23 protein-coding genes and 1 pseudogene are annotated in these 25,457 nt (G+C 38.9%); 11 read left to right on the forward strand and 13 right to left on the reverse strand.

From position 1 onward, the window contains the following. The first annotated feature begins 58 nt into the window (after window positions 1-58). Window positions 59-793 (forward strand): NAD-dependent deacylase, encoded by a 735-nt coding sequence (locus tag RRU94_RS01200; protein ID WP_315691439.1) that lies wholly within the window; start codon window positions 59-61, stop codon window positions 791-793. Window positions 794-971: 178 nt separating this feature from the next. Here the strand turns inward: RRU94_RS01200 and RRU94_RS01205 are convergent, their stop codons facing one another. Then, window positions 972-2,330: an RNA-guided endonuclease TnpB family protein gene (locus RRU94_RS01205; RefSeq protein ID WP_315691440.1), complete on the reverse strand. Its 1,359-nt coding sequence runs from the start codon at window positions 2,328-2,330 to the stop codon at window positions 972-974. Window positions 2,331-2,639: 309 nt separating this feature from the next. On the opposite strand from RRU94_RS01205, the gene RRU94_RS01210 reads away from it, so the two are divergent. The 4 genes from RRU94_RS01210 (at window position 2,640) to RRU94_RS01225 (ending at window position 6,642) form a co-directional block, all read left to right on the forward strand. Continuing rightward, window positions 2,640-3,215 carry a LysE family translocator gene (locus RRU94_RS01210; RefSeq protein ID WP_315691441.1) on the forward strand — a complete coding sequence of 192 codons (576 nt, stop codon included), beginning with the start codon at window positions 2,640-2,642 and terminating at the stop codon, window positions 3,213-3,215. Between the two features lie 366 nt (window positions 3,216-3,581). Further along, a complete protein-coding gene (locus RRU94_RS01215) occupies window positions 3,582-4,358 on the forward strand; it encodes an AraC family transcriptional regulator (protein WP_315691442.1) in 777 nt (258 codons plus the stop codon). A 318-nt stretch (window positions 4,359-4,676) separates the two neighbouring features. Further along, on the forward strand, window positions 4,677-4,862 hold the full coding sequence (locus RRU94_RS01220; RefSeq protein WP_315691443.1) for a Spo0E family sporulation regulatory protein-aspartic acid phosphatase: 186 nt from the start codon (window positions 4,677-4,679) through the stop codon (window positions 4,860-4,862). 448 nt (window positions 4,863-5,310) lie between these two features. After that, complete coding sequence (locus RRU94_RS01225; protein ID WP_315691444.1) at window positions 5,311-6,642, forward strand: ATP-binding protein; 1,332 nt, start codon at window positions 5,311-5,313, stop codon at window positions 6,640-6,642. A gap of 80 nt (window positions 6,643-6,722) precedes the next feature. Here the strand turns inward: RRU94_RS01225 and RRU94_RS01230 are convergent, their stop codons facing one another. The 3 genes from RRU94_RS01230 to RRU94_RS01240 form a co-directional block, all read right to left on the reverse strand. Then, entirely contained in the window at window positions 6,723-8,987 is a 2,265-nt protein-coding gene (locus RRU94_RS01230) for a glycoside hydrolase family 3 C-terminal domain-containing protein (RefSeq protein ID WP_315691445.1), read from the reverse strand. 434 nt (window positions 8,988-9,421) lie between these two features. Then, entirely contained in the window at window positions 9,422-10,027 is a 606-nt protein-coding gene (locus tag RRU94_RS01235; RefSeq protein ID WP_315691446.1) for an RsfA family transcriptional regulator, read from the reverse strand. A gap of 642 nt (window positions 10,028-10,669) precedes the next feature. After that, complete coding sequence (locus tag RRU94_RS01240; RefSeq protein ID WP_315691447.1) at window positions 10,670-11,089, reverse strand: hypothetical protein; 420 nt, start codon at window positions 11,087-11,089, stop codon at window positions 10,670-10,672. A gap of 694 nt (window positions 11,090-11,783) precedes the next feature. On the opposite strand from RRU94_RS01240, the gene RRU94_RS01245 reads away from it, so the two are divergent. After that, the gene (locus tag RRU94_RS01245) at window positions 11,784-12,161 is read left to right on the forward strand and encodes a hypothetical protein (RefSeq protein ID WP_315691448.1); all 378 of its coding nucleotides are present in this window, start codon (window positions 11,784-11,786) and stop codon (window positions 12,159-12,161) included. Between the two features lie 376 nt (window positions 12,162-12,537). Here the strand turns inward: RRU94_RS01245 and RRU94_RS01250 are convergent, their stop codons facing one another. The 5 genes and pseudogenes from RRU94_RS01250 to RRU94_RS01265 form a co-directional block, all read right to left on the reverse strand. Then, window positions 12,538-13,755 (reverse strand): IS110 family RNA-guided transposase, encoded by a 1,218-nt coding sequence (locus RRU94_RS01250; RefSeq protein ID WP_315691449.1) that lies wholly within the window; start codon window positions 13,753-13,755, stop codon window positions 12,538-12,540. A 130-nt stretch (window positions 13,756-13,885) separates the two neighbouring features. Then, window positions 13,886-14,086 (reverse strand): annotated as a pseudogene (locus RRU94_RS25625) (IS3 family transposase); the annotation flags it as partial. Window positions 14,087-14,255: 169 nt separating this feature from the next. Then, complete coding sequence (locus RRU94_RS01255; RefSeq protein ID WP_315691450.1) at window positions 14,256-14,408, reverse strand: hypothetical protein; 153 nt, start codon at window positions 14,406-14,408, stop codon at window positions 14,256-14,258. Between the two features lie 412 nt (window positions 14,409-14,820). Then, on the reverse strand, window positions 14,821-16,248 hold the full coding sequence (locus RRU94_RS01260) for an N-acetylmuramoyl-L-alanine amidase (protein WP_315691451.1): 1,428 nt from the start codon (window positions 16,246-16,248) through the stop codon (window positions 14,821-14,823). Window positions 16,249-16,952: 704 nt separating this feature from the next. Next, window positions 16,953-17,264, reverse strand: a complete 312-nt coding sequence (locus tag RRU94_RS01265) for a hypothetical protein (RefSeq protein WP_315691452.1) — start codon at window positions 17,262-17,264, stop codon at window positions 16,953-16,955. 393 nt (window positions 17,265-17,657) lie between these two features. Between RRU94_RS01265 and RRU94_RS01270 the strand changes: the two genes are divergently transcribed. After that, on the forward strand, window positions 17,658-17,852 hold the full coding sequence (locus RRU94_RS01270; RefSeq protein ID WP_315691453.1) for an alpha/beta-type small acid-soluble spore protein: 195 nt from the start codon (window positions 17,658-17,660) through the stop codon (window positions 17,850-17,852). Between the two features lie 254 nt (window positions 17,853-18,106). On the opposite strand, the gene RRU94_RS01275 is transcribed toward RRU94_RS01270, so the two are convergent. Then, a complete protein-coding gene (locus RRU94_RS01275; protein WP_315691454.1) occupies window positions 18,107-19,135 on the reverse strand; it encodes a glycoside hydrolase family 88/105 protein in 1,029 nt (342 codons plus the stop codon). Window positions 19,136-19,585: 450 nt separating this feature from the next. Here RRU94_RS01275 and RRU94_RS01280 point away from each other — a divergent pair, with 450 nt between their 5' ends. Next, window positions 19,586-20,146, forward strand: coding sequence for a GNAT family N-acetyltransferase (locus RRU94_RS01280; RefSeq protein ID WP_315691455.1), 561 nt, complete (start codon window positions 19,586-19,588; stop codon window positions 20,144-20,146). A gap of 245 nt (window positions 20,147-20,391) precedes the next feature. Here the strand turns inward: RRU94_RS01280 and RRU94_RS01285 are convergent, their stop codons facing one another. After that, complete coding sequence (locus tag RRU94_RS01285) at window positions 20,392-21,720, reverse strand: short-chain fatty acid transporter (RefSeq protein ID WP_315691456.1); 1,329 nt, start codon at window positions 21,718-21,720, stop codon at window positions 20,392-20,394. Between the two features lie 654 nt (window positions 21,721-22,374). Next, on the reverse strand, window positions 22,375-22,725 hold the full coding sequence (locus tag RRU94_RS01290) for a hypothetical protein (protein WP_315691457.1): 351 nt from the start codon (window positions 22,723-22,725) through the stop codon (window positions 22,375-22,377). A gap of 151 nt (window positions 22,726-22,876) precedes the next feature. On the opposite strand from RRU94_RS01290, the gene RRU94_RS01295 reads away from it, so the two are divergent. The 3 genes from RRU94_RS01295 (at window position 22,877) to RRU94_RS01300 (ending at window position 23,931) form a co-directional block, all read left to right on the forward strand. Then, a complete protein-coding gene (locus RRU94_RS01295) occupies window positions 22,877-23,077 on the forward strand; it encodes a hypothetical protein (RefSeq protein WP_315691458.1) in 201 nt (66 codons plus the stop codon). Between the two features lie 281 nt (window positions 23,078-23,358). After that, on the forward strand, window positions 23,359-23,724 hold the full coding sequence (locus tag RRU94_RS25630; RefSeq protein WP_410492963.1) for a spore germination protein: 366 nt from the start codon (window positions 23,359-23,361) through the stop codon (window positions 23,722-23,724). Window positions 23,725-23,742: 18 nt separating this feature from the next. Further along, entirely contained in the window at window positions 23,743-23,931 is a 189-nt protein-coding gene (locus RRU94_RS01300; RefSeq protein WP_315691459.1) for a GerAB/ArcD/ProY family transporter, read from the forward strand. Between the two features lie 631 nt (window positions 23,932-24,562). Here the strand turns inward: RRU94_RS01300 and RRU94_RS01305 are convergent. Beyond that, on the reverse strand, window positions 24,563-25,435 hold the full coding sequence (locus RRU94_RS01305) for a LysR family transcriptional regulator (protein WP_315691460.1): 873 nt from the start codon (window positions 25,433-25,435) through the stop codon (window positions 24,563-24,565). Window positions 25,436-25,457 lie beyond the last annotated feature (22 nt).

Consider the following 25,457-nt stretch of genomic DNA (forward strand, 5'->3'; position numbering starts at 1 on the left):
TTTTGATTAAAGTGCTTTATTATGAAGGATATCCGTCAAAATCTAGGAGGGATTTAGTGTGACAAAGGAAAAAACAAAAAACATTGCCGAGCTTTTGAAACAGTCAAGCCATGCAGTGATCTTAACTGGAGCGGGCATCTCGACTGAAAGCGGTCTTCCCGACTTTCGTTCACAGGGCGGTCTTTGGGATGGCAGGCGCCCAGAAGAAATCTCCCACGCTTCTAAAGTAGGGGCGGATGAGTTCCGCGAATTTTTCACAAAACGATTGAATGACGCAGCCGGGCATGAACCAAATGCTGCCCACCGCCTTTTGGCAGAGTGGGAGAAAAAGGGATTGGTTAAATCCATCCTTACCCAGAATATTGACGGATACCATAAAGCGGCTGGAAGCAAAAAAGTTCTTGAGCTTCACGGACATCTTCGCTACCTCACCTGTGATAGGTGTGGACGAGATTATGATGCAAGTAAATTTACCGTTGAACACAGCGATGTTTGCATGGATTGCGAAGGAACGGTCCGCCCAAATGTGACTCTCTTTGGAGAAGAACTTCCGCACCTTGCTTGGTCTGAAGCGATTGAGGAAGCGAGAAAAGCAGATTTAGTGATCATTCTTGGCACCTCTCTTCAAGTATGGCCGTTCAACTCCTTAGTTGATGAAGCATATCAAGGAGGAAATGCCGCCCGGGTTGTCATTGTAACAGAAAGCGAAACACCATATGATGGAATTGCGAGTATCCGATTGCATGATAAAATTACAGCCACCTTGCAAGCGGTAAACGAATACCTGGTATAACAGCGCCATTCTCCAGTGCTGTTTTTATTTTTACTTTTTTATCTTTTACCTCGTGAAACCTGGTAATGAACTTTTTATGTTCTCAATACAGATTAGACAGCCTTTGTGAACCTCTCCACCTAAATCAAAGATTTTAATGGAGCATTCCTTATCTTGAATACGGTACAGCATCAGCGGATTAAGCTTCCTGCGGAAGCCCGAGTGCATGATGGAGACTAATGAACGAAGACAAGGTCTGGGATGTCCTTATTGCCAGCTCAGGAACTTTTGCCTGAAGAGACAACCATTTCGTTTCCGAGATGGATTTTTGAAAAGCCCGAATGAAATAACGGGCCCCGATATTATAAGAAGCGGACAAATCCGCGTGATAGACTTTGCCTGTTGAAAACGTGGCAAGGTCTTTTTTCGGGTTCCGTTCCACTTTTCCAGAGCCGTCGAACGCCAGGACGCTGGTGTTTCGCGGATTGATCCGGGAAATCCGTATGCCGAGGCAGTGAGCCATTTCTTCCACTTTGTTCTGGATGCCTATTTTTCGCCATCCGTGAAGCTTGAAACGAAGTTTTCTGGCTCCATAGAACCCCTTTGGGGTTTTCATTCTGCCCAGGTATTCGAATACGATGACGTCACAGCCATGCTTTGCCGCAAATTTTATAATTTCCTGGCTTGTGTGGCGGACAATATGCTGCTGGTATCCATTGATCTGCCGCCAAAAATTCGGTGCCTGAATGCGGCCGCTTGCCCGCTGGGCTTTCCGCAGTTTATTCGTTAACGTCTGCAGACGGTCTTTTTCTTTAGGCTGGTCAATAAACTTCTGGCCTAAGACAGTGCCTGTTGCATCGATAATTGAACAAACCGCAGAGTTCGTCAGTCCGAGATCTATCGCGCACACTTTTTGTTCTTGAATAGGTGTTTTTGTTAAAGTAACTTTGTTTTCATAGCTGATGGAAAGGAAGAATTTCTTTCCCCGCTTAATCAGCTTAGGGTTGTTCTCCTTCCATTCCCAGACACCCCGTTTATAAAGGTCCTGCTCTTTAAATTCGATATCTGTCCATACCCAGTCATTCTGGTAGAATACCTTGATTTGTGCAGTCGTATCAGACGTCCTGTTGAACATGTTTCCGCGATAAAAAACGGGGAACTCTTTATGTTTCACTTGCAGCCGTGGAGGCTGTTTTTTAAACTTTTTTCCTTCGGAAAGAGCGTATTTCTGCTCTTTTTCCCAATTTTGATAGTTAGAGCGGAAGCTCTTTACTTTGCCAAAAGCGGAAGCAATGGCACTTCTGCGGAAGTAAGACGGAAACTTGTAAAAACGCTCGTTAAATTCTTTGTATTTCGGAAGAGGGTTTGATTTGGTTGCGTGAATCAGTTTTTCTACTGCCGGCACAATTGATTTTGTTGTCAGGTCGTCGGTATTACCAAACTCTTTGTCAATCACCTGGATGATGAAGGACAGGGCATCATTGTAAATATCCAGCGTAGCATTGAAGATTTCGGTCTGATTTGTAATTTTGTGCAGCAACGACTTCGCAACTTTCATAGCCAAACCCTCCTTTCCATTTTTTAGTCCTTATGATACGTTGATCGTATCAAAATGGAAATCAATTGTAAAACGAAAAGAGAATCAATATGAGTGATTATAAATAAGAATTAGCAATGGGTCTAATGAAAAAATATATAGAAGAGTAGGAAGAATTAAGACCTTAGCGCCTAACCCCCACTAAATCGAAGATTTTGAAGGGGAATGCGGCGCTAATTTTTTTTCAACTACAGGGTGCAATAATATACTATACGCCATTTCATTTTAAGATGTAATATTCATTAAGATAACTTGAAAGGAGTTTCCCTCATGAATATTACATCTTTTTTTATGTACTGTTTTATTGTTACCTTTACACCAGGACCTACCAATATCGTCATATTATCCACAGTACATAATTTTGGGACCAAAAAGGCAATGGAATATACGTATGGAGCAACGATTGCTTTTGGTTTATTGCTTGCTATTTCTTCTTTGTTGAATACGTTGCTTGTCACGATACTGCCTAAAATTTTAATGGTTATGCAGATAGTCGGAAGCGTGTATATGTTGTATCTCGCTTATCAAATTTACAAAATGGATACTTCGAAACCAGCTGTAAACCAAACGGGTACCTTTATGTCAGGCTTTCTTATGCAGTTTTTGAATCCAAAAGTGGTCCTATTTACAATGACTGTCATTCCTAGCTTTATTATGCCCTACTATACCGCAGTTCCTGGAGTGACAATTGGTGTGATAGCTATCACTCTTATTGGATTTTTAGCATTTGTCACATGGGTTCTTTTCGGTGCAATCTTCAAGGAACTTTTACAGAAGCATAAAAAAACAGTTAATGTCGTGATGGCATTATTTTTGGTTTATGCTGCCATCATGATATGGATGTAGGTAAACAAATGAAGGAGAAAATAAAACGAGAGCTTTCTTGAAAATGAAGCAAAGCAATGAAAAGATTGTCATGGTAACAGCCTATGACTACCCTTCTGCAACACTTGCAGAACTAGGGGGATCACGATATTTTAAATTATGGTGTTGAACGAGTCCCCAAGTTTGTAAAACAATACCATTCATTGAATCCGTTGTACTGGAACCCATCCAGGCTTATACTGCTGGTGTAAAGAATAAACGTTTTCCTGAAGAAAAGCATTCTTTTAAGATGAAGGAAAGGACTTTATGAAGGCAAGCAATAAAGGCAATTATAATTAGTTATGTCTAGCTTCCTTATGTAGTTTTGAAATCCAAAGGGTGAATGAAATGGACAAATTTATCTATAAAAAATCGGCAGGTATTACTGCACTGTCAGCAAGTATGACTGATTTTACGTATAAAAAGCACTCTCACCAGGAGTACGCAATAGGTGTAACGTTGCGTGGTATTCAACGGTATAACTTGGGTGGCAGTTTACAATTATCCTATCAAAATGGTGTGATGCTTTTTAATCCAGAACAGGCACATGACGGAATGGCACATGATGAGACAGGCCTTGATTATGTAATGCTCTATATTGAGCCACAATTGCTTTTAGAGGCTGCGAAAAAAAAGGATATGGTATGCTTTTCAACCCCTGTTGTGTACGATGAAAGACTTGAACAAAGAATATTAAGTCTTTCTCATGCCATATTAAGCGAAAAAGAGGAGGCTTTGTGCAGCGAATTATTCTTATCCCTCACAGACAGCCTTACTCAAACAAACCTTTCTACAGACTATAAGAAAGATAATGCTCTAATTAGAAAAGCAAAAGATATGCTCCATGCCAACTTAGTGCATGTACTTAAACTTGATGACATATGTAAAGAGCTTCATTTATCAAAATTTCAGTTTATCAGGTTATTCAAGGCTCATACTGGGATTTCACCCTACCAATACTTTCTTAACTGCAAGATAGAACGTGCAAAGCAATTAATAGAACAAAATGGAGATGTTTATTCAGCAGTAACTGAATATGGTTTTGTTGATTTAACCCATTTAAATAAGCACTTTAAAAGCGTGTATGGAACAACAGCATTTGAATATATGTCACATTTAAATTGAGAAGCCTTTCTTTTGAGTTAATTGTTGAAAGAGCCTTTTACTCACCAGTTTCAGTCAACTATCCAATATTAGTATAACAAGTTTTATGAGCTTCCCGTTTTTTGTAACGATGTGTACTGCACTTTTCAGCAGGTCGATCTCTGCTGGCGCTTCTAGATCTATAAAAGTAGGATTTTCTCAGCTTTTGTCTTTTCTTTAACCCAATGTTAAATGTCATATCTTCAGAGCTTTTGTCAGATGTATTGTTATTTCTCTTGATTTCTCATATGCTTTTTTCCTGCCTTATTTTAAATAAACAAAATAATCTGGAGAAACAACATGATGAATAATCAAATGAATCTAGAAGAGTTAAACAAGCAAATTAACGGCCTTCAACATGTTTTGATTACCGCCGGGATGGAACATGGTCTTGGAAGCCCAGAAGCTTTAAGGTACAGTGAGCAATTAGATGAGCTTATCTTTCAATACCAGCTTCAAAATATAGGGAACTTTAAAACTGGATAAGATTTCTTCTTTTTTTCTTCTGCATAACTTTTCATTGATTAGACCATAATAGTATTGTCATCTAAATCACACATTACGAATCGTTGCATTTTTTGCAGTCAGGTTTTCACCTGGCTGCTTTTTATTGCTCTTTCCAGCAGAAGAGCAGGTACCCTATACACCCCGCTTCCCCTGTCAGGCCACTCAACCACTGCTTGCACCGCTAGCTTGTTAAAAGCAATTATTCAATACAGTTAACCGGATGAATGTCATTATTTGTCGATCAAATTATATAGAATACGGCCTTATTTTATAGGACAATAAAAAGAAATACCTATCTTGCAGAACTTGATTTTATGGAAGATAAAAGCTTTGAAAAGAGAAAAATTTTACTCTTTTATGCAGTCCGGTCAGCTAATGTAAAAGTTGCAAAATTATACGAACCGATCATGAAAACGGAGCTGATAAATTGAGTAGCTTATCAGATGGTATTCAAAACGCATTATTAAATATTTTCATAGTTTATTCTTGTTTCACTTTCTATTTCAAGTTTATTGAAGGAAAAACCACCCCATTGACAAGTAAAATTATGGTTACTCTTGTCTCTGCCGTATCCATTATTTTTTGTATGAGCTTCCCTATTATCAATTCTGCAGGCCATACCCCTGATTTTCGTCAAATCCCCCTCATCGTTGGGGCCTTATATGGAGGGCGCAGGGTTGCGATTGTACTAACAGTAGTGATGCTGACATATCGTTTTTATTTAGACATCCCTCATTTTCATATGGCTTTATTGATTTATTCTCTGTTGCTTATTTCCATCATTTTTATTATTCCTTTCTTCCAAAATGCAGTTAATATGCGGCGAAAAGTACAACTGGCTGCAATAGCCGCTTTATTTGGATCAGGTTCCAGAATGGCACTGATGTTTTTCTTTGATTCAGAAAAAACAGATGTGGAATACCTTATCGTTTTTGTTACGATCTTGTTGACCCAATTACTGGGGGTTGTATCGTTTGTAATTGTAAATGAAAGAACAAGGCAAAGTGCGCTGCTTTCCAGAGAAGTACTAAAGCTTGAAAAACTTAGAACGGTCAGTGAATTGGCTGCAAGTATTTCTCATGAAGTCAGAAACCCATTGACTGTTACAAAGGGATTTGTTCAGCTATTGCGCGAGCCTGGCCTTTCAGATGCGGAGAAAAAGATGTATGCCGAAACGGCCTTGGAAGCTCTGGACAAAGCAGAAGCTACGATCACAGAGTATCTTACCTTTGCAAAGCCTTCATTAGAAGACGTAAAGATATTAGATCTGCATCAGGAAATCATCCATATGCGAAATTTCGTTGATTCTTATGCGGCTATGAACAGTGTGGAAATTGAAATGAACCTGACAGCGGATATTTATATTGCCGGTGAAGACAAAAAACTACATCAGTGCCTTATAAATGTAATGAAAAATGGGATTGAAGCGATGCCTGGCGGAGGAAAATTACGCATTGATCTGTGTCATATTGCAAGTAATGCTATTATCACTGTAACAGACACAGGGATCGGAATGAATAAAGAGCAGCTTGACCGTTTAGGCAATCCTTTCTTCACGACGAAAGACATTGGAACCGGTCTTGGCACGATGGTAGTCTACAGCATTGTAAAAGCCATGGGTGGAAGAATTAAAGTGGATAGCGAAGTTGGGAAAGGCACTCGCTTTACAATCTTTTTCCCGGCAGTGGAGCAGGCTGTCCAATCTCCAATGGAGGCATCAAATAAACTGTTCTCTCCCCTTGTTCAGCACCAGGAGTGAAGAGTAGCTTGCTATTTCAAGCTGCTCTTTTTTATTTTCTCACATAACCGTTAATAAAATTGGCTCCGGTTAAGCAAACTTTATTTTAAATTACCACCTGCAGCCCGAAACCAGCCTTTTTGTTTGATATGGTGTGAAGAACTTCCTATGAGAACTTTAAACAGGCCTTCCTCAACAGTCCAGGTTTTCGACGCTTCATCGTATACGGAAAGATCCCTCTTGTCTAATGTAAATGTTACAGTTTTGGTTTCACCTGGCTTTAATGAAATCTTTTCAAAACCTTTTAGTTCCTTATAAGGTCTTTCGAGTGACGAACGTTCATCGTGAATATAAAGCTGAACCACTTCTTTTCCTGGTGTATTTCCTGTATTCGAAACGTCTATGGATACAGTCAGTGGTTCATTCTTATCCAATTCCATTTTGGTTGAATTTAATTTAAGATTGTCATAAGTAAAGTTTGTATAGGATAGGCCATAGCCAAATGCGTATGCAGGTTCTATCCCTTTTGTATCGTAGTGACGATAGCCAACGTAGATTCCTTCAGCATAATGAACTGTATTCATAGCGGTATTGCCAGGGAAGTTTCCATATGAAGGAACATCATTGTACTTTACTGGGAAGGTTACTGGAAGTTTTCCAGAAGGATTGACTTTTCCAGACAGGATATCGGCAATTGCATTGCCCCCTTCCTGGCCTGGCTGCCAAGCTAATAAGATAGCATCTGCATAGTTTCTCCAGCTTACCACTTCTATAGGGGCGCCTATATTCAATACTACAACCAACTTTTTGCCTTCTTTATGATAGGCATTGCTAAGATTTTTAATAAGCTGAACCTCTTCCGGTTTTATATCCATATCTGGTCTATCTTCCCCTTCTGTCGAGGCCCTGCCTATGGAAACCAAACCAATGTCCGTCGTTTTTGCCAAATACGCAGCATCATCTGCACCCAACCCTTCTACCACCTTTTTCCCGTTTATAGAATTGACTACGACATAACGTGCATTCTTTAAACCCTGTACAAGTGAAACAACGTCTTTTGGTTCAACGTTTACTTGAGAACTTCCGCCGCCGCCAATGATAATTCCTGCTCTGTTGTGATTAAGATCTACAATTGCATTTTGCCCTGCTACCCCAACGGTAGTAACTCTCTTGAATGGCAAAGCGCGATTTTTATTTTTCAGCAAAACCATTCCTTCAGCAGCCACTTCTCGATCTATTCTGGCACCTTTAGCAGCCGTTTGTTTAGTAAGATTTGTTTTCCGTTTATAATCTACATCCTTGTATTCTCCTTTAAACGTCGGCGTCTTTACAATGACCTTTAAAATATTATGAACGCAGGAGTCAAGAACCCTTTCACTGGGTGCAGCATTTTGAACAGCGGTTTTAAGTAAATCTGGTGTAGGTGCTGAGGCTTTAGTGTATACCTCTTTAATTAATTCGGGCATAGGTAATGGTCCTCTGTATACTCCGGGCATGATTAAATCATTGCCAGCTCTTAAAGCCTCTAAAGGATTCTTAACAGCCCACCAATCAGACATCACAAATCCGTCAAATCCCCACTGTTCCCTTAAGATATGGGTTAAGAGGTAGCGATTCTGTGTAGCAAAAACGCCATTTACTGCATTATATGAACTCATGACCGTCCATGGCTTTGCTTGCTTGACCGCCATTTCAAAAGCAGGAAGATAAATTTCTCTTAATGTTCGTTCAGAGACAACCACGTTAATCGTTGTTCGGTTTGTTTCCTGATTATTGGCAGCAAAGTGTTTAAGGCATGCACCTACGCCCATGGATTGAATTCCATTAATAAATGCTGCAGCCATAGTGCCTGCCAGGAAAGGGTCCTCAGAGTAATATTCAAAATTTCTTCCACCGAGAGGGTCACGCTGAATATTAACACCAGGAGCTAACAGGATATCCACCCCATATTCCCGGGATTCCTCGCCCATGGCTTTTGCTACCTTTGTGATTTGGTCCACATCCCATGTAGCTGAAAGTAATGAGGGAATCGGAAACGCAGTTGCATATCTTGGAGCAGCACCAGCAAAGAACCCTCCAATCCTGACGCCAGCAGGACCATCGGAAAAGATGATCGATGGTATGCCTAAACGCGGAATAGCATGCGTAGCGCCTGCTAGACCATTGGGCCCCGGGTAGCCTGAACCAATAACCAAATGAGCCTTTTCATCCAAGGTCATTGCTTTCACTACTTCATCAATAGACGCTTCATCGACTAGTTTCGAGGGAATGCCTCGTTCAGGTGTCTTAGTTTCGTCTACATGTTTAATCAATCGTGAAATAGCATTGATACCTGATGTTACGATCTTGTTAAATTTGTTGTCCATTATCTCTTCCTCCCGGCAGGGTCTAAAGCTAGATTGACCACGCTTAATCAAGCTGTTGTTTTCATGTTTATTGTCTGATCTGCATCCAAATTAGCTTAGTTGTCGGAAACCCCCTTAAAAAAGGAAGGGCCTCCAGCTTTTTTCATGATCTCTAGTTTTTGAGTAATAATTATGTTATTTCCATAATTAAAATACCAAATAACGCCGTTTTGACATTTAGATTGTTAATACGAAGTCAGATAACTTTCTTAAAGGAAGACCGTTTATATTCAACGCAAGATGAAAGTTCTTTTATCTTTATACTTTTCTTTGTATGGGAAACTTTACAAGTGGAAGGGCAGCCTTAAAAAAGAACGAGGATATTTCACTAGCCTGCTTTATGCAATGGCAGGATTTGAAACATAAAAAAAAGCACAGCCGATTTGCTGTGCTTTTTACTCTGCTATTTCTAAATCTTTATTGCTCTCTAATTGCATGGAAGGCTTTTGAGCTGCTCCATCCCCAAGTACGACCATTTTTCTGGCCCTATCCATAATCCTTACTAAATCCTCGTAGTCTTGCTGCATAGTGAGTGCTCTTTTTTCAAGCTCTTCGTATTTTGTTTCTATAGCCGTTTTCTCTTGTTTTACCGTTTCAAGTTCTCTTCGAAGGCTTTCGTAATCTGCCTCAGAAGTATTTATATTTTGCAGGAAAGCAATAATCTCTCTCATCGTAAGAGTATTAGAGCTTGGAATTTCTATTGTGTCTCTGTCTACAGGATTATTTTCAGAAATAACATGAAGTCCTGAAGACCGTTCCTTCTTTTGGCCATTACGAAGATGTTGTTTTCTTTGTTTGCGTGCAAGACCTAATGCTTTTTCGTACTGCTGCCTGATCACAGCATTCCAGCGGAATCCACATGCCGCGGCTGTTCTGTTCAATGTATCTCCTACTTCTTCAAACGCTTTCAGTTGGGTACTTCCCTCCCGCACATGGCGTAATACCGTCTCAGCAAGCAGCAAATCATTTTCTTCTGACCATGCATCTTGTCTAACTTTCATCGGTTATCTCCCCTTTTATTTGGATGACCTTTTCATCAAGATAGCCGCTTCTTCCATCTTTTATACAAAAATACTTAAAATTATCTATTCTATTTATATTCCGTTTAGCTTCAAAGTATTTGTGAATGTTAACCAATATTTCCTTTATGTTCATCGCTGTCATACAATCTGCTGTCTTGCTTGCCTTGAGAAGTTGGTGGAAATCGCTTTGTATTCAACTTCGTTTTGACTGTATGTTTAATAACGGGTTTTCTATTCCCAGCAACTGCATCAGTGTATTCACTTATGTATTGTTAAAGGTTATTTCACCACTTTTTGATTAGCCGTTATTTATCGCTCTACCAAGAGGTAAATAGCTTCACTGATGAAAGGCTCAAGTCATCACCATGCTTTCTATTTGGATAATACCAGATAAAAGTAAGCTCATACTGACAGAAGATGATGGCTTCAGCTCGACAAAGAGCCTTCTGCTATAAACAATGATTCATTTACAAAACATAGAGCCCAAAGGAATCCAAACTCCTTGGGCTTCACTTGTCAAAGCAATGTACTAGTATGTATGTTGCTTTTCTTCTTGAATAAATTCTTTTTCTATATGCGCAACTTTTCGGTGTTAGTGCTGCTGCGCAAATAAATTTCTTTTTAAGATTCCTGCATTTTTATCTTTTTAACAAACTTATGTAATTTCATCATTTCTTCTGAATCCCACTCACGAGGAAAATTGAATTCCTCCCATAAAATACCCTTTTTATAATAGGCAAGTGTTTCAGTATTTTGCTCTATGCTATTGTTATATAAAAAATGCCGGTCATTTTCTGTATTTTGCTTTACATAACTAAAGTGCTTAGTAAATTGCTTATTGTCCTTTAATACCTTTGTTACACGAGCCATGTTTTCTGCTTCTTGGTCTGTGTAATACGTAAGCGCAACAAACCCGCTTTCTTCATCCTCCATGAATTGCTTGAATTGAGCTGTATCAATTTCTTCAATAGTTTGCTGATTGCAGCCACTCAACAAACCTAAAATAATAAAAAATCCGAAAGCTAAAAACCCTTCTTTCATCCTTTGTCTCCTTGAATACTTTAAATTCTCTTTCACTTAGAAAGACGAGATTCTCGTCCCTCATCTGTGAATTTCCCTGCTTCCTCCCATTACCCAAAATGAGATCAGTTAAACGCTTAAAATTTTAAGTAATATTTTTTATTCGCCTCTCGTCACCTAAAAAACAGTCGCCATTCCTTAAGACAAAGGGGATAGCGACTGTTTCCTTTAGGTTTCAAAACAAAATTCTATTTATGCTGAATTCGAAACTAAACTTTATATTTCATTTTCTTCAAACAAGGCATCTGTTAGTTCCTCATTTTGCTTTGGAGCTATATTTGATAATTTGCGGATATTACTCTCCTCATACTTTAACTTACAAGAGTACAAATTAAAAATTATTACAATTCAGATTGGACAGTAAGAAAAAGAGACAGAACTAAATAGTTTTGCCTCCTTTCAGTCTAAATACAAGGGCTGCACTAACTGCGGAACAGTCTTGGATCTCACTAAATTCATCTATCGTGAGTGCTATGTTTTTAAGCCGTGTAGATAGAATTAAAAAGCATGAAATTTGTACTATGTTTTCCAAAATAGGAATATTTTCAATTAATACGGGCATAAACTAAAATAGATTCATATAGAAAAGTAAAAAGAGTTTTATTGTTAGCAGAGGTGGGGCTCTTATTATTTAATGAAAAGGAGCGTTTAAAGAGTGAAAATCAATCTGCCGACAGAAACAATGGAGGGAATTATTAAGTCACTTGAGATTAAAAATCAAGCCAGCACTCGGTTCAATGGCCAAGATTTTCATTTCAAAAAAGAGCGATTTTCATTTGATTCAGGTAAAGCGTCAAACTTTTCTACGTTTTTAGAGAAACTTGATCAAAAAGTTGAGAAAGTGATTCGACATGAAGCAGAATCTAAGAATTTCACCTTTGCTACAATTGGTCGCGTCTGGCAAGAAGAAAATCTAGAATCGGGAAAAGTTGTTTATATTTACTTTTTTTCAAATGATAAATCTGATACCACATTTCCAGATGAACTGGTCAGTCAGTACGAGCTGCATACCTGGACAAGAATGATTAAATAAATGCAAATATTAAATCCTCTTTGAGGTTTCTCAGCTTGTAGACAAAGCCTTTATTCTAAAGGTGATGTTTGCAGGCTTTTTTGTTTAATAAAACGATCAAAATCTTGCAGAGAGATTAGTATGTGGTTAAAGCGGCTGGAACCAAGTAAAGGTGTTCAGCAGCTTGTACCGGCATAAATTATTAATACTAAATCAGACAGCTTTCTTACGCTTAGTCAACAGCTTTTTTTATTTTGATGGGTGTTTTTGTCTCAAAAGCGGGCGTGTATGAATTGGCAAATACGGGTTGATGGTCACTCTGGTCATGCCAAATAAACCGAGTAAGGCTGTAATTTTTTTACTAGGTTCGTCTAGGTATGCTACTATATAGGTAAAGTTATGACGTGGTGGCTGACCGGTAGTCATAGCTTCTATTGTGGGCGATAAGGAAGAAGAGATTCTTCAACAGCTTATTCACACAAGCGATAGACGCGACTTTATGACACTTGTTATAAGGTTGCGTTTTTAATTTGTCATAGTAGTCGACTATATGATTCTTTCCGAAACGCCGTTGTTTGATCATGTTCTGGATAATGAGGAATAGCAGCTTTCGCAAGTGCTTGTTTCCGCATTTATTGATTTTGTCCCTGTAAAGTGTCTTCCCTGATTGAAAGCGCCGGATATCAATGCCCGCAAAAGCATTAAGCTGTTTATGATTATCGAACCGATGAATATCTCCGATTTCTGCCATAAGACGCACCGCTGTATTAGGACCAATCCCAGGAAAGCTAAGAATGATTCGGTACTCTTCGCGACTTTCAGCCAACGGAATCATTCTTTTTATACACTGTTCCTTCTCGTAAAGTAGTTCCTGGTACCGCTTCGCGTAGGACCTGAGCTGTTCACATAAGACATCCGTCGAAGAGACCGATGGATAAGATTGTTTAGCTGCTTCAAGCAGTTCAAGGGCTTTTCTTTCCGCAATTACTGGCGATATATTTTTATTTGTGTTGTTGCGAACCTTATTCTTAATCACCGTTTTTGAAAGGCCTTGGATAAGTTCCGGATGGGGAAACAGCTGGACCATATTTAAAAACAGTTCCGATTTACTAGTGAAAATTTTCTCTAGTTCTGGGAATGTTAATTGAATAACTTTATGCATACGGCTGCGAATAACGGATAACTCATCGTCCAGTTCACTATAATATCTGGAGAGCGATTTTAACTGGTGGAGAAGCTCATCTGAACCTTCCTTTTTCCTTCTATCTGTCGTAAAGTGGGTAAGCGCTAACCGATGTGCATCACTCTTATCCGTTTTATGAATCCGCAAGGAATCACATTGTAATTTCGCTTCCAAGGGGTTCAAAAGACAGTAAGTATAATAATTCTCATTCATAAAACGCTCTAGTGGCCTGGAATAAACACCGGTTGCTTCAAATACGATCTCGGGCTGTTCTCCATAACCTTCGGTTAATTCGTCAATCTTTTTCTTTAACTCCTCAAACTCTGTCCGAAAATGGTTGATTTCTCCTTCGAACATACAATGTTTTAATTCATTATAAATAACCATGTAACTTTTCCCCATACTGACATCAAATGCGATTACGTGCTTCATACTTATCCTCCTAACTTTGCATGGAAGTCTTCACCTTACACTTATTGATTCCCATTTCTTATACACGATCTCGAAGGATCCAACATACTCAAACCTGATTCAAATAAGGTAAGTGAAGTAGGTCAGTTTTTTAATCGGATTCATGATCCCAAGCTGTCTCCGGCCTACTCTTCACTTCCACTATATAAAAAATAGTAGTGTAAACCAATGCCTTGGCTACACTACTAATCTTAGTATGTTTCTTAAGAGGCAGTTGCTTATATTTGTACGGGCTCATATAGCATAACGTTCCATGAATACGCAGCTTGTTAAACCAATTAACGTAATCGCTAAGCTCAAGCGTAAGCTACTCTAGACTACCAAAGTTCTTCTGGTTCATAAACTCGGTTTTAATAATTTTAAACGTGGCTTCCGCTATGACGCTATCTTATAGATAGCCTTTCATGCTTAAAGAGCGGCCGATCTGGAAGGCCGCTAACCTTTTATCAATTAGCTGGTTTTTAAACTCGCTGCCACGGTCGGTATGGAACAGCTGGATATCTCGCAGAAATCGGGCACGGCAGCTCCCCATTCACTTCCCATTGTTTGACGGTGAGCCGTTTTGTGTTTCTCTTCATTTTCACTGTATGTTTGATGACGGGTTTTGTATTCATAGCAACTACATCCTCTTCTTTAGTGTCTTTACTTATGTATGCTGCAGGCTCTTTCATTGCTTTTTGATTGGTATTTATTTTGCGTTCTACCAGGAGATACATAGCTTCACTAATGGAAAGGCCTAATCTTTAAAGTTGCCATACAGGCTGTCTGGAAGGCAGGCAGGACCGTTAAAGCTCTTTTCTTCTTTTATTTCTCTCGAATTATTCAAGGTAGCTCATGTGATCTTCTCTCCTTCTGCCTTTTTGTATACTAATACATATATGTGACGACAAGTGAAGTTTTACGTATACAAAAATATTGAAGACGAATACACCAGACATTGTGATTTGGAAATCAGGGATAGCGCAGTGAACTGTTAATCTGAAAACAAAAAACCGGACCCGCTCTCGGGTCCAGTTTTACTTTGTCTTATTTAGCGATGCTGTAAAGAGAATCTACTTCGTAGCCTTTTGCTTTATAGTAATCCAAAATACCAAGATAGATCGCTTTGGCTGCCGCTGTCTGCCAGTAATCCGATTTCAATTTGTCATTGTCACTTTTATTCGTAATAAAACCGAGTTCCGCCAGCGCGGCCGGCATATTGTTTTCACGGAGAACACCGTAATTTCCTGACTTTACCCCGCGGTTATTTAAATTCCAGGCGTCTGTCATTCTTGTTTGAATTTTTAACGCCAGTAATTTGCTGTCTGACACATACGGGTTTGCAGCAGCTGCATAGTAAAATGTTTCTGTACCGTTCGCACTCGCACTAGCCGCATTTGCATGAATGCTGACAAACACATTCCCCTTGTTTTTTATGGCAAAATCAGGCCGGGCATTCACAGAGACAAAGACGTCTGAAGAGCGGGTCATTTTCACCTTAAAAGGTGTTTTCTTTAGCAGGTTGTTTATTTTCAGCCCTGTAGAAAGGACAACATCTTTTTCTCTAAGTCCAAAGCCAATTGCACCCGGATCTGTACCGCCATGTCCTGGGTCAAGAATAATTGTTTGGCCAGAAAGGGATGAATCTGGACTGGCAGAAGGCTTTTCAGGTGAGGCAGTTCCTAAAGAAGTACTTCGCAAATAAGAAGCACTGACAAACCCGACTGTGTTACCTGTTTTAACATATATCCAGTCCCCAACCGAATGCGCACCTGATACTTTTACATTTTTTGCAATCTTTCCTTGTGAAGCAAAGGATGTCGAAGGTCCTGTGCGGATATTTAGGTTATCAGCACTTGTCCAAAGTACCTTTGAAAAACTTACAGATTGTTTTGTACGGAACGTGGGATTAATCGCACGTGCTAAAAAAACAGCAAAATCAGCACGTTTAATCGTTAAATTTCCGCCAAACGTACCACTGGCAGTTCCACTGGCAATGCCGCGATCCATTAGCTCTTTTGCAGCTCCGGAAGTCGTGCCGTTATAAGAGTAGCCGAATGCATTCGCGATCATAATGGCCATTTCCCCGCGCGTAACTTCCTTATTCGGATAAAACTGGCCTGCACTTACTCCCGATAAAGAGTTAGTAATAATTTTTTTGTCCACACTAGATTGTATAAACCCGGAAGCATAGTTACCCGTTCCAACATCAGAGAATACTGTTTTTCTTTGTGTACCGTTTAATTGAAGAGCACGGCCAATTAATGTAACAGCTTCTGTTCTTGTTATCGCTTGATGGGGATTAAAAGACGTGTTAGATGAACCTTTTACAATCCCCCCACCTGACAAATAGTTTACTTCCTTCTTTACGCGGCTTGGTACATCCGTAAAACCAGCTGCCTGAGCAGACAGATTGATGCTCCATTGGGAAATAGTCAATAAAAAAACTAGAATAAAAATCATGCTTTTCTTCACGTTTAGACCTCTCCCCTTATCGTTTTATCCAAATATCTTGTATGGATCTCTTTCATATTATTTCCTTTTACTAATTTTGTTTATATGAAACTTTTTAAAATAGTTATTGCACATATGTAACAGTAATTTGATTTTCGTTATGAAAACGAAATAAAAAATTGTTTTTTGATTAATGCTTAAAATATCTCTAAGAGCGTCTTAATTTCCCCTTCAAAAGGTTTGCTTGAGGGCGTTTGAACTGGATTATCACCACTAAATTAGATAGTTTTTTTAGGAATGATCGCTTTTATTCAACCGGGATTACATAGCCTATGTGTTCCATGAAAGTATAGCTTGTTAAACCGGTTAACATAATTATGGGATTCAAGTGTAAGGGGTTCTGGACTATCAAACTTCACCTAGCTGACAAATTCTATTTTCTGATCGAAAACTCAGGGATAGCGATGAATTGTTAATTCGAAAACAAAAAAACAGAACCCGCTCTCGGGTCCTATTTCACCTTTTGTACGCTATTTATTATTAGCCTTTTTCATTTGCTCAATTAGCTTTTTTGTCCTCAAATCCTGGCTTCTCGATAATTTTACTGGGGCAACATACACGCCGTCTTTTGCTTCATTTTCAAGATCCATGATTCTTTTCTGATAGTGTCAGCAGAAAGATCATAGCCATGTTAAGAAAAGCAATGGAGCATGCCTTTGTATATACTACGCTTTTTCACTACTAAATTCCGTTTTCTGACGCAAAACCTTATTAACAGAACTGCGGTTCTTCCAGATAAACTTAACCATTTCTGCTGGTTCCAGCAGCTGTTCATCTGGATCGCAATAGGTTTCACCTTTTCCATGAATGGTCCACGCCTTTGTGTATTCATTAAACATCAGCGTCCACTGCCCATTTCGCTGCTTGTCTTCAAAAACAAAGTAATGCTTGTTTCCTTGATCATCGTAAAAAGCAATTTGAGGAAAATCCAGTGAGAATTGTTCAATATCTTTTTTCGATCTTAACACTCTAGCCATAATTCAACTCTCCTTCACGAAAAACTTGAGAAATGCAAAAATGTCTTGTTTTTAGACAGCTATTTCCAATATTATATATAATTCGAGAAAGTAATGCACCCTGTCCTTTTAATTTTTGTTCTTGCTTCCTGAAAACATTTATGCTTATAGACGAACTGTTAAGTAACTTTGCTTGTTTCCTCTATAATCAATAAATGGTAAAAAAGTGATATCTATCATGATATTTGAGTTTCATATTAATGAAGATTTATTAATGATAGCAGCCAATTTAATCAACAGTGACCTTTTCCAAAAAAACTCCCTGTTTGATTATATTACCAGTGTGAGGGGAGCGGAAACGACCTATACTGTTAAGGCAAGACAAATCAAAAACCCATAAGGGAGTGACTGATCATGTCAAGCAGAAACCGCAACCGACTATTGGCTCCAGGTGCCCAGCAGGCTATTGACCAGATGAAGTACGAAATTGCTTCTGAATTTGGTGTTCAGCTGGGTGCGGATACAACAGCGCGTGAAAACGGTTCTGTCGGCGGTGAAATCACGAAGCGTCTTGTAGAAATGGCGAAACAGGAATTGTCTCGTCGTTAGGAAACATGTAAAACTAAAAAGCAACAAAAAAAGACATCCATTCGTTCTGAAGGGATGTCTTTTTTTGGTTAAGGCTCTGTTAGAGATTGGTGTGAATGAACGTCTAGTTTTTGTATCCAAAATTTGAGAATATCCAATTTGGCCGTACTGTTGATTAAAAAATATAAATTTAAATTATTTTAAGAAAAGATTTTAACAATTGTTCAATTAGCTTTTTTGTCATCAAATTTCGTTCCTTTAGTTGTTTAACAGCATTAATTCTTTGTCTTTTGTTTTAACAGTGCTGACAAAAAGGCTAATGTTAGTCCCTGTCCCCAGCCTTGAACTCTTTTATACGGAACCTGTTTGTACCCTTCTGCATCATCCATTACAGCCGTCCCTGCAGAGACACTTGCTACCGATCCATCTTCTTTGATTTGACTAAGAATTCCTTCAATCGACATCTGTATATATTCATTATACAATTTGCCTCTAGACAACAAGGCAGCAGCAATTCCAGCAGATCCAGATGTCTCTTGATAGGAATCGACATCTGTTAGAATCGTATGCCAAAGTCCAGTTGGAGATTGCAAACGAACTAAAGCACTCAACAGATCACGAAGAGAATCCGCAATAACCATATAAGATGGATGCTGTACTTTGATTAACTCCAATGCTCTTGCCATCGTGTAGGCTGCCCAGCTATTTCCTCTTGCCCAAAAAATGCCGGACATATGGTTTTGAGCAACATGATCCCATCCATGATAATATAAATTTGTTGTTTCATTCTGTAGAAATTGTTCGTGTCCGTGATATTGTTTCAAGCCAAATTCAAAATAATCATTTCGATCTAACATATGGCCAATTCGTAAAAGAAAATATCCCGCCATAAACATCGTATCTGCCCATGCTTGCTCGGGAAATACATCCTTTCCTCCGTTAACGGTATGCTGTAAAATACCGTCTGCAAACCTGTCTGCATCGTTTAATAAAAAATCTGCCATTTGAATGGCGTAGTTCAAATAGTTTTCTTCTTCTGAGGCTTTATATAAAGTAAGAAGCGTATGGCCAATCGCACAAGCATTTACAGATAATGATGGCAGACCATCTTCCAGTTCCTTGTCTATCCAGTTCTTAAGAAAGTGTAAATATTTCTCCTCTCCGGTGGCTTCATATGCTTCAGCAATACCGAAAAAGGCTACCCCGGCAGGCCAGTCCCACCCGTAATCCATCTTCATGGTCCTTTCAACAACTTTATCTATTTTAGCCTTTACTTCATTTTCATCAAAAACAAACTTAGACATCTTTCACTCTCCTAAATGATAAAAATAAATAATTCGATGTATAACCTACAAGTTTCACCCGGTACCCTCCTTTCGTATGCCATCATTGTAAAATATATCTTTTTTTCTTTATATAAGATTTTCTTGCATGTTGATAAATTGAACAAAAAACACTGTTAAATACACATATTTCAACATTTTCAGATCTCTTTTCACTTTTTAAATGAATATTTGTACTCTCTGGCTTTAGTTCTGCTTAATGTTGTAAAGTGTGGCAGGAAATCAATAACGCAAAAAAGCCGAGACATCATACAAGCCTCGTTTTTCTTATGTTTGCACCTAGAAAACAAATACTGGTGTTTAACAGCGTCATTTATTTAAAAATAGTCTAACTGAATTGTCTATAATATAGATAATATATGGTACTACATGGATATAATAGGAACAACAAATTAGGTGGGAGAAATCTTTATGAAGATTAAAACTGTTGGCACTTGGGATGATGAACTTTGGCAGGACGCGAGCCCCCTTTATATGGAAGCATTTGGAGATAAGGGAGCCAAGCCGGTTAAGATCATCAAAAATATGTTTGCACAAGGAATTGCCGAGCTTCATGTGGCGTACAACGAGTCGGCAGCGGTTGTTATGGCTCTTACAGGGAAGCTCGTATCTGACCAAGTAATGCTCATCGACTATTTGGCTGTATCCCAAAAAGAGCGAGGTCATGGACTTGGCAAACACTTTATTAATTACTTGCGACAGAAAGCAGAGGATGAGGGGTATCAGAAATTAATTATTGAGGCTGAGTCAGAGGAAACACCAGATAATAGAAGGCGTATCCACTTTTGGCAATCATGCGGCTTTCTTCTCACAGAGTATGTCCATCACTACATCTGGGTGCCGGAAACCTACCAGGCTATGTACCTTCCCCTCCTTGCTGATTCGAGGAAGGTAACGGGAGAAGAATTGTTTGTGTTTATCAATACCTTTCACCAGCTGTCGTTTCGCGGCGTTGGGAAGGACGAAGATTAACGGTTTCTTCTCCTGGCTAAATCGTTTTAACTAAGGGAGTTTAATAAGTTTATAAATAAAAAAGGGACAGTCCCTAAGCAGAGGGCACTATCCCTTTTTTGTCCTGTCCGGTGAGGAACAAGATAAACTGACTCTCTTTTTCCATATTTGTTTGTAGAACAAAAGATCGCGATACAATACCTTGTTAAAATTAAAAAGATCTCAATATGTACATATTGAGATCAAAACGAAAGGAACATCCTTTTTTATAAAAAGTAAAAGACCGAAGAAATAAAAATGCCTGTGATCAGCATGATGATTAAGCCGTAGCCCATAATATCTTTTGCTTTCAAACCGGCAATGGCCAGGGCAGGCAGTGCATAAAACGGCTGAATCATGTTTGTCCACGCATCTCCCCATGCGACAGCCATTGCTGTTTTAGGTAACGATACGCCCATGCTTTTTGCTGCCTCTAGCATAACAGGCGCTTGAACAGCCCATTGTCCGCCGCCTGAAGGAACAAAAAAGTTAACAAGGCCTGCACTCCATAATGTCAGCATGTGAAAGGTATGTTCATTTGAAATCGCGATAAAGGAATCGGATAATACACCCGCCAGTCCGGAAGCGGTTACAATACCCATTAATCCTGCGTAAAATGGAAATTGTATAATAATTCCCGTCGCGCTTTTAACAGATTTAGCTACAGCTTCTAAAAACAGTCTCGGTGTTTTGTGTAAAATGATACCAATGAAGAGGAAAAGAAAGTTAATAATGTCAAGGTTAATGGAAAACCCGTTAGCAGTAATGTAATATCCTAAAAAAGCAAGACCCAATAAACCAGTAAGCAATGACAATGCCTTGCTGTTTTCCAAACGGTCAGCAGGTGTCATGTCCATATTATGCTCAGTTACCGCAGCCAGCATATCATTCGGGTCATTTAATAAATCGCGGTCAATAATAAATACCTGATCTTTAGGAGGCATCATAAACCGATTGATAAGGGGGACTAAAATGATAAGTCCAATGACAATGGTTAAGTTGAAAGGTGAAAAAAGAGTTTCACTAGTTGGAACAACGCCGATAAGATTTTCGGTGAAATGCCCAGGAGTAGCAATGGTTAAAGCAACGGATGACGAAAGCCCGCCGCTCCAGATAATAAATCCACTATAAGCACTTGCCACCAGCAGCCGATAGTCCACGCCATCTACTTTTTTTGCGATTTCTCGCGCTAACAATGCGCCGATGATTAAGCCAAATCCCCAATTAATCCAGCAGGCAATCAGTGCAACAAGAGTAACAAGAATAATTGCCTGCCCGGGTGAATTTGGTGTACCCGCTAAGTTACCCAATAATTTTTTAAAGAAGGGGCTGCTCGCCATTACATGACCGGTTACCACAATAAAAATCATTTGCATGGAAAAGGTTAACAAACTCCAAAACCCATCTCCCCAGTAGCCCACAATTTGAACCGGTGTGCTGTCTGTTAAAAAGACGGCAAGCCCCATCACAAAAAATGTAAGCACAATAACAAGTACATACGGGTCAGGCATATATTTCTGCATCAGCCTGTTTGAAATGGATATCATTATTTTCATATAATCGTCCTCCTGCCGTTTTGCAGACTTAAAATCAAAAGTACTTTCTTTGATAAGTCAAACATCATCATGAGTTAGCAAAACAATTCATTGAACATCTTCTTGAAAGCGTTTTCCGAAAATTGTGTACCTCTCCCTTCTTAGCCTCTCTTACTAAAGATTTTACATTTTAAATCCATATAAGTGAAATTCATAAAAAGAATAAATTTTATTCAATTTGAGAATAAATGCTTCTTTTAAAATGAATACCAATCGTAATTCTAAAATAAATCAAACAAAAAGACAGATTAAAGTCTGTTGGTAAGCGATGACTATCTCAGACAAAGCATATAAATGATCCAGCTTAATCCGCTGCGTGTGTTATCAAAAACATGGCGCCCTTTATCTAGTTCAAGGGGCGTAAATACATCCATTTGTTCATGTATTGCATACTGCACACTACATGGATCTGGCATACAAGCTGTCCGTTCCAATACTTTAATAGTATTTTTTTTCAACTATCTTTATCAAAATGAGACCACTTTAACCGAGTTTCTTCTATATATAGCGCCCAAGCGCATTGTCTTTCTATTGGTGAACCACATGCTGTTCCCGCTCCATGATCTTCTGCAAATAGATCATCGTTGTCTCGATTAAAGTGAAATACTTTTTCCGCTATATGCGATCGAAACCAGCATACATTCTTGCTGATGTTGAAGGTGAGAACTTGATTTTATATTTTCCCGTAAGCCCTTTCTTTGCTTTCTCAGCCAATTTCATCCCCTGTTTATTATGTTCAGCCTCAAGCGTAATTCCATTTGGAACTAACTTATCAGTATCCCAATCAATCCAGCTGCCGTAATTAACCATCCACTCAGACAGCTCTTCTTTTAACTCAGCTGAAAGCGATATTTCATCTAAATTCAGATTACAACCACAACGACTGCACCAGATAGGGTCTCCAGCCATGTCACCTTCAATTTTTAACTTGTCCGTGCTATTTTGTTCACAGCAGCATTCCGCCATTACCTTTTACCACCCTTTTAATTAAATATAATTTTTGGTTTTACCGAGTTTTTTCAAAAAGGCCAAAGAAGCGGTGTACTAGCGCTTTTCTTCTCTTTCTATTTGGGAAGCAATACTTATACGCAAAGGTCTAGGAGGCTGGTACTTTATTGTGCCGGGAACTGATAATGCTTTCAGTTACATGGAAGGGATTTATACACACAGGTTAACACCTGACTATTCGATTGAAATGGGCAAGCGCAGTACCAAGCTTGGATATACAGTACTTAATCTACCGGCCACCTACTCCCTCACCTGCCAATTGATGAATCTGCTTTATCAGCAGGTTCCAGCAGCTAACACGTATTCTTGATTTTATTATATCGAGAAACGTAAAAAGACGGTATTAAATCCAGTTTCACACTATCTTTTCAAACAACTTTTTTTATTTTAAATGACTTTATTATTTTTTAGATACCTTTATTATTCGTGAACAACCGGTATAGGCTAGTTCTTTTTTATGCATAAAACACCGTGTTTTCCTCATCCTATTGAAAAAAGAGCAATAGATGATGCCCTTTTGGCGTAAAGGTAAAGGTGCTGTATTCGGAAAGTTAGCATCCCAAAACGCGGCAACAATCATAGCAATGACTGATCCGCTTATTTTCCTTTTTCTTTGCGATTTTGCTGCCGGCTTTTTATATTTCGGTTATCAGTTTTTATTCAGAAATCGTGCTGAAGGACTTGGTTTTTCAGATCAAAGGTTCAGTAGAACAAGTTCCTTATCCACCGCTTATAGAAGTACTCTTTATGAAGTTGACCATTGAGCTTATCCGAGAAACAGGGCTTCAACTGTCGGCGCTGGCCTTGTATCAAACTTTGCCGTCATCGTGGTTATCTCAACGACTATTTCGTCTTATTTCATTTCATCAACGGAAAGGAAATAAGCGATCTGCCTTCTGCGGTTCCCATTTATGGTGGTCGCTTCTATGTTTGGTTTCTTTGGCCGTAAACACCTAAAAAAGAAGAAGAAAGACAGTGGGTGGAAAAATGAAAAAGGAAGCAAGCATTTCAAATTGGCAGCTATTTTTCTTTATGTTACAAACCCATGTTGGTGTCGGAATTCTCTCTCTTCCATACGACGTGCATCAAGTCGCAGGGAAAGACGGCTGGTTATCAATCCTGCTTGCGGGTTTTTTCATGCAGATAGGAATTATCGTGATTTGACTGCTGGCTTCTCGCTTTCCCAACAAGCCACTGCCTGAATTTTTGCCGCTCATTGTCGGACGTGTGATCAGTGTGCTGATTATTGCGCTTTATATGCTCTTTTTTTTCATGACGGCCAGCCAGACTTTAGCGGTCTTTCTTTCGATTACCGCAGTGTTTATACGAGTAATGCTGAGTCGATCAAAATGCTTGGCGGCTTCATCAGCTCGGCCGCTCTTGATTTTTTGTTTATCATTCCTTTATTTTTACTTTTCATCGCCATCATTAGGAGAAAGCGTGAGGGTACAGGATGAGAAAATGGTGGACTGTCGTTCCTCTTTGCCTTAAAGCACAGCAAAGGAGAACGGCTTATGCTTAAAAAAACTGTTTATACGCCAGGAAAAAAAGCTCCAGTTTATAGATGAGTATGTAAGTGCAAAAAACTATCCCCCTGTTTATTCCTAAAATAGGTGACACGGTTGAGTTAACAAAAGAAGAGCTTCCTTCCACAAGCATGACCCTTTATTAAGCTTGACTTTTAAAATATTTTCCCGAAAAAAGAGAAACAGAAGAACGGTATGACCTTGCTGCTTCCCGTTCGCTGTTTCCACTTCAATGCTTATATAAATGATAAAATTCTCTTGGATCGTTATTACTGTTCAAATAGTTTGGTTTCCAAAAAATCCATAAAAACGGACTTAGGTTTATCTTTTAAATAAATACAATCGATACTAATGTTTATTTTTACATGAGGTTCCATCTCAACGCGAAATAATTCTTCATTTGCCAATTCTTTTCTGACACAGTGTTCAGGCAAAAAACTAATACCTAAGCCTTCCAATACCAGGTTTTTGGCTGTTTCCATATTATCCACTTCTAAATATATATTTGGATTCACATTATTACTCAGAAACAGCCGATGGATCATAAGCCAGTCCATCGATCCATAATCGAAAAAGATTAATGGATGTTTACTGATTTCTTCCACTGTCACTTTTTCTTTTTCTAAAAAATCGTGGCCTTTTGGAACAATAAGGCTAATCGGATCATGATAAAGCCTGATGGATTTTACCTGGGGGTGTGTTTCTGTTCGCACAATACCGAAGTCCACTTCTTTATTAATCACCTTGTGCAAAATATCTTTAGAATGACCTGTCACCATTTTGATACGGACATCTTTAAACTCAGACTTAAAAGCAGGAAGAATGTCCGGAAGAATATTGTTCGAAATCGATAAAGCACTGCCAATTACTAGCTCATACGGAATGATTACCTGGTTTAATCCATATTTTGCTTCCTGATAAGCCTGAAGAATTTTTTGGGCGTGCGGAAAAAAATATTCTCCCTTTTCTGTGATCGAAATCTTATTTCCATTGCGATGAAAAAGCTTCATATTAATTTCCCGTTCCAAGGATTGAATACGCGCGGTTACAGAAGGCTGCGTTAAATAAAGAGCCTCTGCTGCTTTATTGAAACTGCCTAATTGGCAAACATAAAGGAAGGCTTCAATATTTTCGATATTCATCTTTAACTGCTCCTTCTTGAAT

Source organism: Domibacillus sp. DTU_2020_1001157_1_SI_ALB_TIR_016, assembly GCF_032341995.1.
Taxonomy (GTDB): Bacteria; Bacillota; Bacilli; order Bacillales; family Domibacillaceae; genus Domibacillus; species Domibacillus indicus_A.

Coding starts and splice junctions, on each gene's coding strand:
- RRU94_RS01275 (WP_315691454.1), bottom strand. CDS start 19,135: ATGTCTAAGTTTGTTTTTGATGAAAATGAAGTAAAGGCTAAAATAGAT.
- RRU94_RS01240 (WP_315691447.1), bottom strand. CDS start 11,089: ATGAAAGAAGGGTTTTTAGCTTTCGGATTTTTTATTATTTTAGGTTTG.
- RRU94_RS01305 (WP_315691460.1), bottom strand. CDS start 25,435: ATGAATATCGAAAATATTGAAGCCTTCCTTTATGTTTGCCAATTAGGC.
- RRU94_RS01255 (WP_315691450.1), bottom strand. CDS start 14,408: ATGAATACAAAACCCGTCATCAAACATACAGTGAAAATGAAGAGAAAC.
- RRU94_RS01250 (WP_315691449.1), bottom strand. CDS start 13,755: ATGAAGCACGTAATCGCATTTGATGTCAGTATGGGGAAAAGTTACATG.
- RRU94_RS01285 (WP_315691456.1), bottom strand. CDS start 21,720: ATGAAAATAATGATATCCATTTCAAACAGGCTGATGCAGAAATATATG.
- RRU94_RS01210 (WP_315691441.1), top strand. CDS start 2,640: ATGAATATTACATCTTTTTTTATGTACTGTTTTATTGTTACCTTTACA.
- RRU94_RS01215 (WP_315691442.1), top strand. CDS start 3,582: ATGGACAAATTTATCTATAAAAAATCGGCAGGTATTACTGCACTGTCA.
- RRU94_RS01270 (WP_315691453.1), top strand. CDS start 17,658: ATGTCAAGCAGAAACCGCAACCGACTATTGGCTCCAGGTGCCCAGCAG.
- RRU94_RS01205 (WP_315691440.1), bottom strand. CDS start 2,330: ATGAAAGTTGCGAAGTCGTTGCTGCACAAAATTACAAATCAGACCGAA.
- RRU94_RS01265 (WP_315691452.1), bottom strand. CDS start 17,264: ATGGCTAGAGTGTTAAGATCGAAAAAAGATATTGAACAATTCTCACTG.
- RRU94_RS01220 (WP_315691443.1), top strand. CDS start 4,677: ATGATGAATAATCAAATGAATCTAGAAGAGTTAAACAAGCAAATTAAC.
- RRU94_RS01230 (WP_315691445.1), bottom strand. CDS start 8,987: ATGGACAACAAATTTAACAAGATCGTAACATCAGGTATCAATGCTATT.
- RRU94_RS01280 (WP_315691455.1), top strand. CDS start 19,586: ATGAAGATTAAAACTGTTGGCACTTGGGATGATGAACTTTGGCAGGAC.
- RRU94_RS01290 (WP_315691457.1), bottom strand. CDS start 22,725: ATGGCGGAATGCTGCTGTGAACAAAATAGCACGGACAAGTTAAAAATT.
- RRU94_RS01235 (WP_315691446.1), bottom strand. CDS start 10,027: ATGAAAGTTAGACAAGATGCATGGTCAGAAGAAAATGATTTGCTGCTT.